This is a genomic window from Telluria sp. RB2R28, from assembly GCF_059685835.1.
Genome location: NZ_JCASIK010000003.1, coordinates 650,051 through 666,477, shown reverse-complemented (window position 1 = coordinate 666,477; position 16,427 = coordinate 650,051). Strand labels below are relative to the sequence as shown.

The 16,427-nt window shown below is 62.9% G+C and carries 11 protein-coding genes; 3 read left to right on the top strand and 8 right to left on the bottom strand.

All coding sequences use genetic code 11. From position 1 onward, the window contains the following. Positions 1-143 precede the first annotated feature (143 nt). Positions 144-665 (bottom strand): single-stranded DNA-binding protein, encoded by a 522-nt coding sequence (ssb, locus tag AC56LV_RS15260; protein ID WP_258836787.1) that lies wholly within the window; start codon positions 663-665, stop codon positions 144-146. Positions 666-1,134: 469 nt separating this feature from the next. Between ssb and uvrA the strand changes: the two genes are divergently transcribed. Next, entirely contained in the window at positions 1,135-3,996 is a 2,862-nt protein-coding gene (gene uvrA, locus AC56LV_RS15255) for an excinuclease ABC subunit UvrA (RefSeq protein ID WP_499558795.1), read from the top strand. Between the two features lie 61 nt (positions 3,997-4,057). On the opposite strand, the gene AC56LV_RS15250 is transcribed toward uvrA, so the two are convergent. Both AC56LV_RS15250 and AC56LV_RS15245 read right to left on the bottom strand, forming a co-directional pair. Next, positions 4,058-5,080: a MerR family transcriptional regulator gene (locus AC56LV_RS15250; protein WP_499558793.1), complete on the bottom strand. Its 1,023-nt coding sequence runs from the start codon at positions 5,078-5,080 to the stop codon at positions 4,058-4,060. Positions 5,081-5,412: 332 nt separating this feature from the next. Then, a complete protein-coding gene (locus AC56LV_RS15245; protein WP_258836789.1) occupies positions 5,413-7,278 on the bottom strand; it encodes a phosphoenolpyruvate carboxykinase (GTP) in 1,866 nt (621 codons plus the stop codon). Positions 7,279-7,647: 369 nt separating this feature from the next. Between AC56LV_RS15245 and AC56LV_RS15240 the strand changes: the two genes are divergently transcribed. Beyond that, complete coding sequence (locus tag AC56LV_RS15240) at positions 7,648-8,640, top strand: D-2-hydroxyacid dehydrogenase family protein (RefSeq protein WP_499558903.1); 993 nt, start codon at positions 7,648-7,650, stop codon at positions 8,638-8,640. An 18-nt stretch (positions 8,641-8,658) separates the two neighbouring features. Here the strand turns inward: AC56LV_RS15240 and AC56LV_RS15235 are convergent, their stop codons facing one another. Further along, positions 8,659-9,414 carry an L-asparaginase gene (locus tag AC56LV_RS15235; RefSeq protein ID WP_499558791.1) on the bottom strand — a complete coding sequence of 252 codons (756 nt, stop codon included), beginning with the start codon at positions 9,412-9,414 and terminating at the stop codon, positions 8,659-8,661. Between the two features lie 145 nt (positions 9,415-9,559). Here AC56LV_RS15235 and AC56LV_RS15230 point away from each other — a divergent pair, with 145 nt between their 5' ends. Then, positions 9,560-10,045, top strand: coding sequence for an asparaginase domain-containing protein (locus AC56LV_RS15230; RefSeq protein ID WP_499558789.1), 486 nt, complete (start codon positions 9,560-9,562; stop codon positions 10,043-10,045). A 90-nt stretch (positions 10,046-10,135) separates the two neighbouring features. Here AC56LV_RS15230 and AC56LV_RS15225 read toward each other — a convergent pair whose 3' ends face one another. The 4 genes from AC56LV_RS15225 to AC56LV_RS15210 all read right to left on the bottom strand — a co-directional run bounded on the left by AC56LV_RS15225 (position 10,136) and on the right by AC56LV_RS15210 (position 16,286). Next, positions 10,136-11,032, bottom strand: coding sequence for a recombination-associated protein RdgC (locus AC56LV_RS15225; protein WP_499558787.1), 897 nt, complete (start codon positions 11,030-11,032; stop codon positions 10,136-10,138). 75 nt (positions 11,033-11,107) lie between these two features. Then, a complete protein-coding gene (gene dinB / locus AC56LV_RS15220) occupies positions 11,108-12,214 on the bottom strand; it encodes a DNA polymerase IV (protein WP_499558785.1) in 1,107 nt (368 codons plus the stop codon). 110 nt (positions 12,215-12,324) lie between these two features. After that, positions 12,325-14,139 carry a S8 family peptidase gene (locus tag AC56LV_RS15215; RefSeq protein WP_499558784.1) on the bottom strand — a complete coding sequence of 605 codons (1,815 nt, stop codon included), beginning with the start codon at positions 14,137-14,139 and terminating at the stop codon, positions 12,325-12,327. 329 nt (positions 14,140-14,468) lie between these two features. Further along, positions 14,469-16,286 (bottom strand): S8 family peptidase, encoded by a 1,818-nt coding sequence (locus tag AC56LV_RS15210; protein ID WP_499558782.1) that lies wholly within the window; start codon positions 16,284-16,286, stop codon positions 14,469-14,471. Positions 16,287-16,427 lie beyond the last annotated feature (141 nt).

Here is a 16,427-nt window from a genome sequence, read left to right as displayed (position 1 = left end):
TACGGCATGATGGGCGGACAGTGTCGCTATCATGCAAGCGGTTTTTTACTTTCTTGATCGAACGCTCGATATGGCGAGGGCGCAAAAAAAGCGCCGTGAGTCACAGACCCACGGCGCTTTGATCGCTCCAACAACATTCAGTCTTAGAACGGAATGTCGTCATCCATATCCGAGAAGTTCGGAGCCGGCTTCGGCTGCGGACGTGCTGCCGGTGCCGGTGGCGCCTGGCGTGGCGCTTGCTGGCGTGGCTGCTGTGGCGCCGAGTAGTCGTCGTCCATGCCGCCACCACCCATACCGCCACCCATGCCGCCGCCGTCGCCGCCCATGCCCTGGCGACCGCCCAGCATCTGCATGTTTTCAGCGATGACGTCGGTTGCGTAGCGCTCGATGCCGTCCTTGTCGGTGTACTTGCGGGTCTGCAGACGGCCTTCGACGTAGACCGACGAACCTTTTTTCAGGTATTGCGCGACGATCTCGGCCAGGCGGCCGAAGAACGAAATACGGTGCCACTCGGTCAGCTCTTTTTGCTCGCCGGTGTTGCGGTCTTTGGATTTGTACGAGGTGGCGACCGCGATGTTCGCGATGGCGTCGCCGCTCGGCATGTAGCGCACTTCCGGATCGCGGCCGAGGTTGCCAACGATGATGACCTTGTTAACTGATGCCATTTGATTACTCCTGCTGGGTATGATCAGCCCTGACTCTGCATGCTTCTAGGCGTCAGGGAACGTGGTGGTACAGCTCACTATTATGAGGCCGGCGCCCGGATTTGCCACAACAATTTGTTGAAATCCATCAGCCGTAACGCAGCGTCATCCCGTCGATTTTGTTGTCAATCCGACCTCATCCATAGCTCAGCAGGGAAATTTATTTTGCGAATCTGAACGCTTTGTCATTGAACCATTCAGAGGGCGACCCACATACGGCGGACATGTCGTTGTCCAGGCCATCGCGCCATCCGGATGCGCTTGCCGATCCGGCAATGCGCACATTAGAACCACTGGACAAATATACAGCCGTAACAAAAACCAGCTACACTAACGGGTTCTCCCCGATTGGCCCGCTGACCCGGTCGCTTAGCGTTCGCGGCTCCGCCACGGTGGCCCACATAAACTAATAGAAAGTCTGCCCAACTTAATGGAAGAAATTCGCATTCGTGGTGCCCGCACGCACAATCTGAAGAACATCAACCTCGACCTCCCGCGCAACAAGCTGATCGTGATCACGGGTTTGTCGGGCTCCGGCAAGTCGTCGCTCGCCTTCGACACCCTGTACGCCGAAGGCCAGCGCCGCTACGTCGAGTCGCTGTCGGCCTACGCGCGCCAGTTCCTGCAGCTGATGGAAAAGCCCGATGTCGACCTGATCGAGGGTCTGTCCCCGGCCATCTCCATCGAGCAGAAGGCGACGTCGCACAATCCGCGCTCGACCGTCGGCACCGTCACCGAAATTCATGATTACCTGCGCCTGCTGTACGCGCGCGTCGGCACGCCGTATTGCCCGCAGCACCCGCACCATCCGCTGGCCGCGCAGACCGTGTCGCAGATGGTCGACTCTGTGCTGGCCATGCCGGAAGGCACCAAGCTGATGATCCTGGCGCCGGTCGTGGCCGGCCGCAAGGGCGAGCATGGCGATCTGTTCCTGGCGATGCAGGCCCAGGGCTTCGTGCGGTTCCGTATCGCCAGTGGCGTGGCCGCGGCCAAGATCTACGAGATCGACGAGCTGCCCAAGCTGAAAAAGACCGAGAAACACACGATCGACGTCGTGATCGACCGCATCAAGGTCAATCCGGACATCAAGCAGCGCCTGGCCGAGAGTTTCGAGACCGCACTGCGCCTAGCCGATGGCCGCGCGGTTGCGTACGAAATGGACACCGAGAACATGACGGTGTTCTCGAACAAGTTCGCCTGTAATGTCTGCGGCTACTCATTGCAAGAGCTGGAACCGCGCCTGTTCTCGTTCAATAACCCAATGGGCGCCTGCCAGGAATGCGACGGCCTGGGCCACATCGAATTCTTCGATCCGAAACGGGTCGTGGCCTTCCCGCACCTGTCGCTGGCGTCCGGCGCCGTGAAGGGCTGGGATCGCCGCAACCAGTTCTATTTCCAGATGCTGCAGAACCTGGCGTCGCACTACGACTTCGACCTCGACGTGCCGTTCGATAAATTGCCGGCGGCGTCGCAGGATGCCGTGCTGTTCGGCTCGGGCAAGACGGCGATCCCGTTCAGCTATGTGAACGAGCGCGGCCGCACCGTGATTCGCGAGCACACGTTCGAAGGCGTGGTCAACAATCTGCAGCGCCGCTATCGCGAAACCGATTCGATGGCCGTCAAGGAAGAGCTGGCGAAGTTCATCAATGAGAAGAAGTGCCCGTCATGCGAAGGCGCGCGTCTGCGCACCGAAGCGCGGTACGTGAAAATCGGCCAGGGCGCCCAGCAGCGCGCGATCTATGAAGTGTCCGATAAGCCCCTTCGGGACACGCTCGAGTTCTTCGAAACGCTGGAACTGACCGGCGCCAAGAAGGACATCGCCGAGCGCGTGATCAAAGAGATCATTTCGCGCCTCAAGTTCCTGAACAACGTCGGCCTGGATTACCTGTCGCTCGACCGCAGCGCGGACACCTTGTCTGGCGGCGAAGCGCAGCGTATCCGCCTGGCGTCGCAGATCGGCTCGGGCCTGACGGGCGTCATGTATGTGCTCGACGAGCCGTCGATCGGCCTGCACCAGCGCGACAACGATCGCCTGATCGCGACGCTGAAACACCTGCGCGACATCGGCAATAGCGTGCTGGTGGTCGAGCACGATGAAGACGCGATCCGCACTGCCGACTATATCGTCGACATGGGCCCGGGCGCGGGCGTGCACGGCGGGCAGATCATCGCCGAAGGCACGCTCGAGCAGATCATGAAGAACGAGCATTCGGTCACGGCCCAGTATCTCGATGGCCGGCGCCGGATCGAAGTACCGAAGAAGCGCACCAAGGCCGACCCGGCGCGCCAGCTGGTGATCACAGGCGCCAAGGGCAATAACCTGAAGGATGTGACCCTGACGCTGCCGGTGGGCTTGATGACCTGCATCTCGGGCGTCTCGGGTTCGGGCAAGTCGACCCTGATCAACGACACGCTGTACCCGGCGCTGTCGCGTCACCTGTACGGCTCGCAAACCGAGCCGGCCGAGCACACGTCGATCCACGGCCTGGAACACTTCGACAAGGTGATCTCGGTCGACCAGGCGCCGATCGGTCGCACCCCGCGCTCGAATCCGGCGACGTACACGGGCCTGTTCACACCGATCCGCGATCTGTTCTCGACAGTGCCGACGGCCAAGGAACGCGGCTACAGCGCGGGCCGCTTCTCGTTCAACGTCAAGGGCGGGCGCTGCGAAGCGTGCCAGGGCGATGGCGTGATCAAGGTCGAGATGCACTTCCTGCCGGACGTGTATGTGCCGTGCGACGTCTGCCACGGCAAGCGCTACAACCGCGAAACGCTGGAAGTGAATTACAAGGGCAAGAACATCACCGAAGTGCTGGAACTGACCGTCGAGGATGCGCACGAGTTCTTCAAGCCGGTGCCGGTGATTGCGCGCAAGCTGCAAACGCTGCTGGACGTGGGCCTCGGCTACATCAAGCTGGGGCAAAGTGCGACGACCTTGTCGGGCGGCGAAGCACAGCGCGTGAAACTGTCGCTCGAGCTGTCCAAGCGCGACACGGGCCGCACGCTGTATATCCTGGATGAACCGACGACCGGCCTGCACTTTGCCGACATCGACCTGCTGCTGAAGGTGATTCACCGCCTGCGCGACCAGGGCAACACGCTGGCGATCATCGAGCACAATCTGGACGTCATCAAGACGGCGGACTGGGTGGTCGACCTGGGGCCGGAAGGCGGCGCCGGCGGCGGCGTCATCGTGGCGACGGGTACGCCGGAAGACGTGGCCAAGAACAAGGGCAGCGCCACCGGCAAGTATCTGAAGCCATTGTTGAAGGCGCCTGCAAAGGCGTAACACGCCGCTTCAGGCAGCACGATCAAACAGGGGCAACGCCAGCGGCGCTGCCCCTGTTTTTTTATGCGCGCAAGGCCTGCATTGCCGCGCTGATGAACGCGCGCATGCGCTCGTCGACCATTCCCGATTGCTGCAGTGCCGGCTCGTTCTGCAGGGCTTGCCGGATCTTTTGCTGGGTTGCCGGCTGGTCGCCGGCAAACGAGCGGAACAGATCGAACCACGCCAGCGCCAGCGCGCGTGCCTGCGGCGAGTCGGGCGCATGGCCTTCGTCCATGGCCGTACGGACCTGCGCCACCAGCGGCGGCCACTCGGCATCGCGCTTGCCGAAGTTGGCGCGCATGAAGGCAAATTCGTCGTCGTCGAGATAATTCCGGTAGATCGACAACTGGTGCGCCTTCGATGCCGCCAGGATGAACGTCATCATCTGCGGCGAAATGCCGGTGCGCTCCTGCACGCTGGGTTCGTGTTCGTGCATCGCGTTCAGCTTGGCAAACAGGATCGGATTGTCACCGGTATCGCGTCGGACCATCGCCATCCACTGCGTCGCCAAAACCTGCGCCTGCGGATCACCAGGGTCAGTACCGGCATCCATCAGTGCCTGCACTTGCGCCACCAGTGCCTGCCACTCGGGCTCGACATCATCGGCCTGGGTATAGATCGGTAATTGCGTGAGTTCTTCCTGGGAAAAATACTTGTCGTACATGGTCATGTGCTCCAGCGTTGTCAGCCAATCGGCCAGATCCGGTTGCTGTCCGTCAGCCAGCTGTCCCTGCAGTTGGGACAGGCGGCTGCGCAAGGCTTTGGCCTGCTGGATCTGCTCGGTCAGCAGGCCGATCTGGCGCGCGACGACCGTGGCCAGCGACAGGTCGGCTCTGGTGAGGGTGGTTCCGATGTCGGCCAGCGCTAGCCCGAACCTGCGCAATGCCAGAATGCGGTGCAGGCGGGCGATGTCGGCTTCGTTGTACAGCCGGTAGCCGGCGTCGGAACGCGCAGAAGGCGATAACAAACCGATCGCGTCGTAGTGGTGCAAGGCACGGACCGTCAAGCCAGTGCGTTTTGCCAGTTCCCCAATTTTCAGCAGCATCGTCGTCATCCTTTCTTCATGCGTGAAGACAGGATGGAGCCTGACGCCACGTGAGGGTCAAGCCTACAATGAATTACGGCGACGCCATCAGCAAATAGCTGAGGCCGACGATTGCCGCGTGGACGGCAGAGCCGTCCACCCTACGCCAACAGAGGGCAGTCGTAGGGTGGACGGGTTCCCCGTCCACGCGGTGATGGTTGACGAAGAGATCATCCGGCACGATCACGACGCCACAAATGAATCAGGGGCGGCGCCACCGGCGCTGCCCCTGTTCTTTTTTTTATGTTTTCACCGTCGCGAAGACGGCGCCTCCCCCACCAGGCAGCTTAAGCTCAAGCAGCCAGTTGTTTCTCCAGCCGGTCACGCGTGGCCACCAGCTCTTGCGGCAGGTGGTAGGCCAGCTTCTCGAACAGCTCGGTATGCAGTTTCAGTTCTTCGCGCCAGGCGTCCTTGTCGATGGACGTGATCTGCGCAAATTGCTGCTCGCTGAAGTCCACGCCTTCCCAGTTCAGGTCGGCATAGTTCGGCGTGGTGCCGAACAGGTGCTCGGTGCCGCCGGTGGCGCCGGCGGTGCGGTCCAGGATCCACTTCAGCACGCGCATATTATCACCGTAACCTGGCCACACGAAGTTGCCCTGCGCATCGGTGCGGAACCAGTTGACGCAGAAGATCTTCGGCAATGCCGCTGGATCGATTGCTTCGACCTTCTTGCCCAGATCGAGCCAGTGCTGGAAGTAGTCGCTCATGTTGTAGCCGATGAATGGCAGCATCGCGAACGGATCGCGGCGCACGACACCCATCTGGCCGGCAGCGGCGGCGGTGGTTTCGGAACCCATCGCGGCGGCCATGTAGACGCCTTCCACCCAGTCGCGCGCTTCGGTCACCAGCGGCACGGTCGTCGAGCGACGGCCACCGAAGATGAATGACGAGATCGGCACGCCGGCTGGATCGTCCCAGGCAGCATCGATCACCGGATTTTGCGTTGCGGCCACCGTGAAGCGAGCGTTCGGATGCGCGGCCTTGGTGCCCGATGCCGGCGTCCAGTCCTTGCCCTGCCAGTCGATCAGGTGGGCCGGTGCTTCTTTCGTCATGCCTTCCCACCAGACGTCGCCGTCGTCGGTCAGCGCGACGTTGGTGAAGATGACGTTTTCACGCAGCGAGGCCATGCAGTTCGGATTGGTCTTGTCGTTGGTGCCCGGGGCCACGCCGAAGTAGCCGGCTTCCGGGTTGATGGCGACCAGCTTGCCATCGGCGCCCGGCTTGATCCAGGCGATGTCGTCGCCGATGGTCGTGACTTTCCAGCCGTCGAATGCCTGTGGCGGGATCAGCATCGCGAAGTTGGTCTTGCCGCAGGCCGACGGGAACGCGGCGGCGATGTATTTCTTGTCGCCTTGCGGTGATTCGACGCCCAGGATCAGCATATGTTCGGCCAGCCAGCCGGTGCCGCCCTGCTGTGCTTCCTGGTAGCCCATGTTCGAGGCGATGCGCAGCGCGAAGCACTTCTTGCCCAGCAGCGCATTGCCGCCGTAGCCAGAACCGAACGACCAGATTTCGCGGGTATCCGGATAGTGGACGATGTACTTGGTGGCATTGCATGGCCATGCGACATCAGCCTGGCCATCGACCAGCGGCATGCCGACCGAGTGCACGCACGGCACGAAGTCGCCGTCCTGGCCCAGCACGTCGTACACGGCGCGGCCCATGCGCGTCATGATGCGCATATTGACGGCGACGTACGGCGAGTCGGACAGTTCCACGCCGATATGGGCGATTGGCGAACCGAGCGGGCCCATCGAGAACGGCACGACGTACAGCGTGCGGCCGGTCATGCAACCGTCGAACAGGCCGTGCAGCGTCTGGCGCATTTCGGCCGGTTCCATCCAGTTGTTGGTCGGGCCGGCTTCTTCTTTCGTGGCCGAGCAGATGTAGGTGCGGTCTTCGACGCGCGCCACGTCTGACGGATCGGACCAGGCCAGGTAGGAATTTGGACGCTTGGCCGGATTCAGCTTTTTCATCGTGCCAGCGGCAACCATTTCGGCGCACAGGCGGTCGTATTCGTCTTCCGAACCGTCGCACCAGTAAATGCTGTCAGGCTTGGTCAGCGCAGCAATCTCAGCCACCCAATTGATGAGTTTTTGATGTTTGATGTAAGCTGGGACGTTCAGTGCGGCGACGCCGCCCATCACGGGTTGGTTCATGGGGATACCTCCAAATGCCAATTAAGAATTCGGGTGGACCGTTACCTTGCATCGTCTTCAGCCGGGGCGCCCTGCGGTCGATCACGACGTTGGGCAGGCACTCTGCGGCAGAAGCAGGCGTCAACACTTGACGATACAGCGGGCAGGTCGGCAGCTTCGAGTGAAGCCTTGCGGTGCGTCTCGTGAGCACCGTTGGATGCGTGTCATTCGCTTAAGTTCTGCGCCGATTGTACACCCGCAAAACGGCGTTTCGACGGGTTTCACTACAAAAAAGTAGGAAAAATGCCCGACTAATGTAGTAGGCTATTTGGGCATTTGCCCTATCGTGTTATTTGTTTACAGGCAGATCATACAATTGTGACAACACCACTGAAAATCGCGATTCTTGACGACTATCAAGACGCTGCACGCCGTCTCGCGTGCTTTCCCCTGCTCGATGGCCATGAGGTCAAGGTCTTCCAGAGTTCGACCCGCGGCCTGGGCCAGCTTGCCATCCGGCTCGCGCCGTTCGATGCGCTGGTGCTGATCCGCGAACGCACGGCGTTCTCTGCCGCCCTGCTCGCCAAGCTGCCCAACCTGAAACTGATTTCGCAAACAGGCAAGGTCAGCGGCCATATCGACGTCGCCGCCGCGACCGCGCGCGGCATCGCGATTGCCGAGGGTACCGGCTCACCGGTTGCGCCGGCAGAATTGACGTGGACCCTGATCATGGCGGCCAGCCGCAAGATCGTGCCGTATGCCACCAATCTGAAAGAGGGACTGTGGCAGACAGCCTCGACCAATCCAGTGCTGAATGGCGTGGGCCGCGTGCTGCACGGCCGCACGCTCGGGCTCTGGAGCTACGGCAAGATCGGCAAGCTGGTGGCTGGCTATGCGCGCGCGTTCGGGATGCGCGTGGTGGTGTGGGGCAGCGACGCCAGCCGACAGGCGGCGCTGACGGATGGCTTCGAGGCGGCGCCGTCGCGCGAGGCACTGTTCGAGATGGCCGATGTGCTGAGCCTGCACTTGCGCCTGGCCGAATCGACCCGTGGCATCGTCACGGCAAGCGATCTGGCGCGGATGAAACCGGACGCACTGTTCGTCAACACCAGCCGCGCCGAGCTGGTGGCCGATGGCGCGCTGGAAAGCGCCTTGAAGAAAGGCCACCCAGGCATGGCGGCACTGGACGTGTTCACCAGCGAGCCGCTGGGACCGGATTCACCGTTGCTGCGCATCCCGACCGTCCTGGCGACGCCGCACATCGGCTACGTCGAGCAGGACAGTTACGAGCTGTATTTCAGCGCTGCGTTCGAGAATATCGTGCAGTTCGCGCAAGGTACGCCGACCAATATTCTGAATCCAGAGGCGTTGGACAAACGCTGAAGACGCGCCGCCGTAGCCTCAGCGCAGCTCCGGCTCGCCCCTGATATTGATTTTCGGCGCCGGCAGCACATGCGTGCCGGTCCACAGCCCGGCCCAGCCCGGCGGCCAGCCGATATCCGGCCCCGCATAGGGTTTGAGGCCCGCGCGCACCGGGACGATCGGCACCGGGGGCGCTTCGATCAGGCCGCCACCCGGCGGCCGCTCCATGTTCAGGCTATACATATACCCGGGCAGCAGCAGGTCGCATGCCTGCGCGAACCACGCCGTGTGATCTTCGTCGCGGCCCAGCGCTTCAGCCAGCCCTTGCGGATCGAACTTGGCGAGCGCGTGGATCAGCTCATCGGTGCTCGCGCCCGGCACATCGTTCCAGCCCATCACCGGATTGTTGTTGTACTCGGCGCCCGAGCCATACCAGCCTTCGCGCCAGGTGCGCTGCATCCAGTTGCGCGGCCCTGTGAACAGGTGCCAGCGCCAGTGCAGGCCGGATGGCTTGGGCCACGAGTACAGATACAGTTTCTGATAACCGGCCTCGTGCAGTGCACGGACGACGGCCATCAGGCGCGCGTGCGGCATGCGGTCGGGCGGGGCGCGCCGGAACAGGATCAGCTCGCCATCGGCGTGCTGCACCTCGTCGTTCGACAGGTTCAGGTCTTGCGCGCGCGACTCGTTGCCGAAGCGCGCCGACACCCACCCGGTGAGCAGGTTGACATGCGTGATCACGCCATAGCCGCGATGGCGCTGGAAGATCACGGTTCCGGGGGCAACTGCTTTCATGGCAAATATGGAAATAGACAGGAGAAAAGGAAAACGATGGGGGAAGTACTCATCCGATCCGGATGATTCTAGCGCAGTCGCCTGGAGATCGCCGGTGGTTTGGCGATATCATGGGGACCTTTTTTCAGCGAGTGGATAAACCAACATGACTTTGCGACTCATCGCCACCGGCGGCACTTTCGACAAGCATTACAACGAACTCAATGGCGTGCTGGGCTTTGCCGAAAGCCATTTACCAGAGGTCATCAAGCGCAGCCGCATGACGGTGCCGGTGGCGCTGGACGTGCTGCCGCTGCTCGATTCGCTCGAGATGGGCGACGCTGACCGCGAGCGTGTGCTGGCGACCTGCCGGGCCGCATCCGAGAAGGCCATCGTGATCGTGCACGGCACCGACACGATGCGCGAGACGGCGGCCGTACTGGGCGCGGCGGGTCTGGATCAGACGATCGTGCTGACTGGCGCCATGATCCCGTACTCGATCGCCAATTCCGATGCGCTGTTCAACCTGGGCTTTGCCTGCGGCGTCGCGCAGGTGCTGCCGGCCGGCGTGTACGTGGCGATGAACGGCCAGGTGTTCCCATGGGATAACGTGACCAAAAACCGCAGCGCCGGCGTGTTCCAGGGACTGTAAGCAGAATCGAAAAACGGCAACGGCCGGACGCCATGTCCAGCCGTTCGATCCTGCCGGCGCCGTCTCCGGCGCCATGCATCAGGTACTTGATTACGCCTTGGCTTCGCCGCCCAGCGCTTCGACGATATCGGCCAGCATCTTCGACAGCTCGCCCGTCATCAACACGATATCGTTGTCAAAACGTTCGTCGTCGTTGTGGGTCGGGCTTTCGCTTTCCTTGATCACGTCCAGCGGCTTGATGCCCTTGATCGCCAGCGACTCGGTCAGCACGAAGCTGACGCGGTCGTTCCAGGTCATGGCCAGGCGCGTGCACTGCTTGCCAGCGGCGATGTGGCGGCGGATGTCGTCCGGTTCCAGCGTGTGCTTCACGTAGCGCACTGCGGCGCGGCTCTCGCCGGTGGCGCGCAGTTCGGTGTCCTGGTCGATCGTGAAGCCGTACGGCGCTTCATCGGCTTCCAGCCAGCCGGTCATCACGGCCACTGGCGAGCGCTGCACACGGAGCGACTCCAGCGGCATCTTGTCGACGGCCTTGAGCAGCAGCTTGACGACGTCGTCGGCCTTGGCCGGGCTGGCCGCATCGACCACGAGCCAGCCATTGACCGGATCGATCCAGGTCCAGACATTGCTGCGCAGCGTGAAGGCGCGCGGCAGCAGTTCGTCGGCCACGCGCTCCTTCAGTTCCTTCATGGCTTTTTTGCCTGGCGGGAAGCCCTGCGCTTCTTCCATTTCGGCCGCCTTGGCCTTGGCCACCTGGTTGATGACCGATGCCGGCAGCAATTTCTTTTCGGTGCCCAGCATGATCAGCATCTGCTTGTTCACGACATGGACCAGGCCGCCATTTGGGCGCGGCGCATCCCAGCCCTGGCGCAGCAATTCGTTGCTGTTGGCAGGCACGAAGCTGCCCGGCTCGAGGGCCTTTTCCAGCTGTTCAGGGGTGTAGGCCCAAGGGGCCGGCAGGCGGTAGATCTGGAGATTCTTGAACCACATAGGCTTAATCCGATTGTTTCAGTATTTCAAGGGAACGACATTCTACGCTGCGCAGCAGCCGCAGCGTCAAAAATGTCAGGGGGTTGTCGCGTCGTCCGGAGAATCGTCGAACAGTCGTAACTGCTCGACAATCTCGGTGTCGCTCAGGCGCACGCCGACGCCCAATAATCGCACCGGCCGGCTGGCGCGCGCCCAGCCGGTCTCCAGTAAACGTCCATAAGTCGGAATATTGGGCGCATATCCCACACATTCGACGGTTGTCTGCTGGAAGTCCGAAAACTTGATCTTCACGAACAGCTTGTTGATGAATTTTTCAGCATTTGCGCGCTTGATGCGGCCCAGCAAATGCTCATGCAAATCGGGCAGCAGCTTCAGGCAGGCGGCCAGGTCGGGCACGTCCGGCGTATAGGTTTCCTCGGTGCTGATCGACTTGCGCTCGCGCGAGGTATTCACTTCGCGGTGGTCGATCCCGCGGCTCAGGTCGTACAGCCGCACGCCGAAGCTGCCCATATGCTCCTGCAGCTTGTCCAGGCTCCAGCCGCGCAGGTCGGCGCAGGTCTGGGCGCCTAGCCGGTTGAGTTTCTCGGCTGTCACCTTGCCCACGCCGTGCAGCTTCTTGACCGGCAGCGCCGCAACAAACGCATCGACTTCTTCGGGCCGCACCAGGAACAGGCCGTCAGGCTTGTTCCAGTCGCTGGCGATCTTGGCGACGAACTTGTTCGGGCCCACGCCGGCCGAGGCCGTGATGCCCACCGTTTCGACGATGCGGCGCCGGATCTCCTGCGCGATCAGCGTCGCACTACCTTTGCAGTGCGGCGAATCGGTCACGTCCAGGTAGGCTTCGTCGAGCGACAGCGGCTCGACGATGTCCGTGTAATCCTGGTAGATGGACATGATCTGGCTGGACGCGATGCGGTATTTCTCCATTGCCGGCGGAATTACCACCAACTCCGGACACAGCTTCATCGCCTGGGCGGTGGCCATCGCCGAATGGATGCCGAAGCGGCGCGCCTCGTAATTGCAGGTGGCAACCACGCCGCGCTGGTCGGCGCGCCCGCCCACCGCCAATGGCCGGCCGCGCAACGACGGATCGTCGCGCATCTCGACCGATGCATAAAAGCAGTCGCAATCGCAGTGGATGATTTTTCGGGCTGGGGCGTTCACGCTGGCGGGCCGCCCCATGCGGTCACAAACTGCCGGGGTCGCTTACTGTAATTGCATACAGTATCTTCTAAAAATCTCCCCGGTGCAAATGTTGCTCATTTCTGGGCAGCCTTCCTGTGACCGCCGACTCACCGTGTCACTGACAGCGAATACCGGCCATTGCTGGTGCCGGTGCCGCCACTGGTAAAGAGCACGCGCAGATAGAGGACCGCCGTGCTGGTGCTGGTATTGGCGAAGGTGGCGGTGTCGGCCACGCCAGCGCGGTTTACGCTCGCGCTCAGTTGCTTGCCTGCGCTGTTGTATAGCTGCAGGTCATAATTGGCCGTTGCCAGCACCGCGTTCAAGCTCGCCTTGAGCGTCTTGCCGGCCGGCAGATCGACCCGGAAGTAATCGGTATCGGTTGTCGTGCCCAGGTTGCCGGTGACGCTGGCATTGACCCGATTGGCCGTGGCGATCGTGTTGTTCGCTTCGATTTCAGCAACCCCGATGGGCGGCGCGGCGATGGGCGGCGCGGCGGTGGACCTGCTCGCTGCGGCGGCGGTGGCCGCGGCGGCATCGACGATGCCGGCGCCGCACCCCGTGCAACTGGCCGGGAACGCGCGCGCCGTCGACTTCAGCCTTGTTGCGATCTCGTCCGGTGTCAGTTTGGTATTTGCCGCCAGCATCAGCGCGGCCACGCCTGCCACGTGCGGCGCAGCCATCGACGTGCCCTGGTAGACCGCGTACGTATCCGCCAGCGGTCCGCTCCGGCCGCTGTTGAGCGTGGAAAGAATGCCTGACGCGCCATCGCCGCCCGGCGCAGCCACCGTGACCTGGGCGCCGAAGTTGGAATATCGTGCCCGCCCGCCAGTACGGCCCGTGGCGGCAACCGCGATCACGCCAGCGCAGTTGGCCGGGCTGGCGTTGCTGACGTCCACGGCCGAATTGCCCGCCGCTGCCACCACGACCACGCCGCGCGAGCGGGCCCCGTTGACGGCGTTCTGCATCGTCGCGCTGCAGGCCCCGCCCCCGCCCAGCGACAGGTTCAGCACGCGCGCCTTATTGGGATTGGCGGGCACGCCCGCGACGACGCCGCCCGATGCCCAGGTGATCGCATCGGCGATATCGGATGTGTATCCGCCGCATTTGCCCAGCACGCGCACGGGCAGGATTTTGGCGTTGTACGCCACGCCCGCCACGCCGGCGCCGTTGTTGGTGCGCGCCGCTACCGTGCCGGCCACATGCGTGCCGTGCCAGCTGGATGGCTGGTCAGAGAATGGCTGACCGCCACCGCAGGCACCGGCCGTGATGCCGTCACCCGGGTCGGTCGCATCGCTGTCGCGCCCGTTGCCATCATTGCCAATGGCGGCGGTGCTGATGAAGTCGTAACCCGGCAGGAACTGCCCGCTCAGATCGGCGTGTGGGCGGTAGCCGGTGTCGATCACGGCCACCACCACGCCGGTGCCAGTCGAGATATCCCAGGCCGCCGGCAGGCGCAGCCCGCCAACCGTATCGTAGTAATGCCACTGGTCGGTATAGCGGGGATCGGTCGGCGTGGCCGCATGCGTCATGATGCGGTCCGGCTCGGCATATTCGATCGACGCATCGCGCATCATCATCTCGGTCGCCAGCGAGCGCACCTCGGCCAGATTGTGCCGGCGATCGAGCCTGAACACCTTTGCGCCGTTCGCCAGCGCATGGCTTTCCCGGACCAGCACGCCAAACTGCTGGCCAGCGCGATCAATCCTGGCCTTGCGCGCGCTGCTGCCGCCTTCCACGATCACCGTCGATCCTTTGGCGGCGGGCTGGGCGTCGCGGTACTTCACGATGACGCGGTCGGTTTCCAGGATGGAATGCGGCTCTTGGGAGGCCGCGGCCACACCTATTGGGAGAGACGCCAGCGCCAGCCAAAGTGTGGCGCAGCGCGTTACCGCCGCAGTGTGCATCGAATGTGTTTGCTTCATGATCTTCCCCGTTCAAGTTCTGCATCAGGCATGTCGATGCGCCTGAGTCATGACAAGACCAGCTGCATCGGGCGCCGCACCATAGCGGCAGAATTCAGAGTAGCCTGACGGAAACATTAAGTCGCGTGGAAAATCACACCTTTTCAGCATAGTTACAACACTTACACCACTCGTTTCCTCAATAACATTTTTTCTTTGGGGTAACTATATGAACACAAAATATGTGGCACCCTGCTTCAGTTAATTAACAATCATGAACAGCCAACGCTGACCCCAAAAAAAACACGCGCGACTATATCGCGCGTGTTTTGTATGCACCAACCGCCTGCTTACCAGTTCAGCTTCAGCGTATATCGGCCATTGGTCGTGCCCGTGCCGCCACTGTAATAGGTCACACGAACATAACGGATCGCCGTACTGCTGCTCGTATTGGCCGAGGTGAGGCTGTCGGTCGCACCGGCCCCGTTCTGGCTGGTGCCCAGCTGCGTGCCGGTGCTGCTGTACACGTACAGGTCGTAGTCAGCCGTCGTCGACGTCGGGGTCAAGCTTGCTGCCAGCGTCTTGCCAGCTGGCAGATCGACCCGGAAATAATCGGTGTCGGTCGTACTGCCCAGGTTGCCGGTGACGGTCGTGTTGCTGGCCGCGACCGGGTCTGCCGTGGCCGTCGTGTTGTTCGACTCGCTCTCGGCCAGCGTGGTGACTGGTGTACCGCCACCGCCCCCTGTGGCCGACGCCACGGCGGCAGCCGCATCGACGATGCCGGTGCCGCAACCCGAGCAGCTGGCCGGGAACGCGCGCGCCGTCGACTTCAGTTTCGACTCGATCTCGTCCGGCGTCAGGTTGGTGTTTACCGCCAGCATCAGCGCCGCCACGCCGGCCACGTGCGGCGTGGCCATCGACGTGCCCTGGTAGGCCGCGTAGCTGTCCGCGGCCGGTGCGCCGGTGCCGCTGTTGAGGGTCGAGAGCACCCCCGAGGCGCCATCGCCGCCGGGCGCGGCCACATCCACCAGCGTGCCAAAGTTGGAGTACGACGCCCGTCCACCGGTACGGCCGGTGGCCGCCACCGCGATCACACCCGAGCAGTTGGCAGGGCTGGCATTGCTGACGTTGACGGCGTCGTTGCCGGCAGCGACCACCACCACCGCGCCGCGCGAACGGGCACCGTTGATGGCATTTTGCGTCGTTGCATCACAAGCGCCGCCGCCGCCCAGCGACAGGTTCAGCACACGCGCCTTGTTGGCGTTGGCCGGCACGCCCGACACCGTGCCGCCGGACGACCAGGTGATCGCGTCGGCAATGTCGGATGTGTAGCCGCCGCACTTGCCCAGCACGCGCACCGGCAGGACCTTGGCGTTGTAGGCCACGCCCGCCACGCCGGCGCCGTTGTTGGTGCGCGCTGCGACCGTGCCGGCCACGTGCGTGCCGTGCCAGCTCGATGGCTGGTCACGGGTTGGCTGGCCGTTGCCGCACGAGCCAGCGGTGACGGCGTCGCCCGGGTCGCTCGCGTCGCTGTCGCGACCATTGCCGTCGTTGCCGATGGCGGCGGTGCTGATGAAGTCATAGCCGGGCAGTTGCTGGCCGCTCAGGTCGGCATGAGGGCGCGAGCCGGTGTCGATCACGGCCACGACCACACCGGCGCCGGTCGAGACATCCCAGGCGGCCGGCAGGCGCAGGCCACCCGCGGTTTCATAGTAGTGCCATTGGTCGGTATAGCGCGGGTCGGTCGGCGTGGCCATGTGCGTCATGATGCGGTCCGGCTCGGCATATTCGATCGACGGATCGCGCGCCATCATCTCGGCCGCCAGGGACTTCACTTCGGCAAGATTGCGCTTGCGGTCGAGCTTGAACACTTTTGCACCAGTGGAAATCGGATGGCTTTCCTGGACCACCATGCCGAACTGCTGGCCGGCGCGGTCGAGCTTGGCCTTGCGCTCGCTGCTGGTACTGGCCACGCGCGCAGCGATGCCATTGACGGCCGGTTGCGCGTCGCGGTACTTCACGATGATCCGGTCGGTTTCCAGGATGAACTGTGGCCCCGGGGACGCCGCATCGCCCGCAGCCGCCAGGGCTGCGCTCGAGGCCAGCGCCAGGGATACCGCGGCGCACATCTTCAATACGACAGGACGAATCGAATGCGTTTGCTTCATTTTTCTTCCTTGTTCAAGGTTTTCCGTCGGGCGAAAGGGCTCGCCCGTATCGTTGTAAGTCCGGACTTTGCCGGCGCCGCATCGAGGCGGCTCAGCCAGCGTAGCGCGAAAGAAAGATTTAACGGAACGCAAACCTGAGAG

What these genes read in the sequence shown, in the direction of transcription:
- ssb (WP_258836787.1), bottom strand. Translation starts at nt 665, where the DNA reads ATGGCATCAGTTAACAAGGTCATCATCGTTGGCAACCTCGGCCGCGAT.
- uvrA (WP_499558795.1), top strand. Translation starts at nt 1,135, where the DNA reads ATGGAAGAAATTCGCATTCGTGGTGCCCGCACGCACAATCTGAAGAAC.
- AC56LV_RS15250 (WP_499558793.1), bottom strand. Translation starts at nt 5,080, where the DNA reads ATGCTGCTGAAAATTGGGGAACTGGCAAAACGCACTGGCTTGACGGTC.
- AC56LV_RS15245 (WP_258836789.1), bottom strand. Translation starts at nt 7,278, where the DNA reads ATGAACCAACCCGTGATGGGCGGCGTCGCCGCACTGAACGTCCCAGCT.
- AC56LV_RS15235 (WP_499558791.1), bottom strand. Translation starts at nt 9,414, where the DNA reads ATGAAAGCAGTTGCCCCCGGAACCGTGATCTTCCAGCGCCATCGCGGC.
- AC56LV_RS15230 (WP_499558789.1), top strand. Translation starts at nt 9,560, where the DNA reads ATGACTTTGCGACTCATCGCCACCGGCGGCACTTTCGACAAGCATTAC.
- AC56LV_RS15225 (WP_499558787.1), bottom strand. Translation starts at nt 11,032, where the DNA reads ATGTGGTTCAAGAATCTCCAGATCTACCGCCTGCCGGCCCCTTGGGCC.
- dinB (WP_499558785.1), bottom strand. Translation starts at nt 12,214, where the DNA reads ATGGGGCGGCCCGCCAGCGTGAACGCCCCAGCCCGAAAAATCATCCAC.
- AC56LV_RS15215 (WP_499558784.1), bottom strand. Translation starts at nt 14,139, where the DNA reads ATGAAGCAAACACATTCGATGCACACTGCGGCGGTAACGCGCTGCGCC.
- AC56LV_RS15210 (WP_499558782.1), bottom strand. Translation starts at nt 16,286, where the DNA reads ATGAAGCAAACGCATTCGATTCGTCCTGTCGTATTGAAGATGTGCGCC.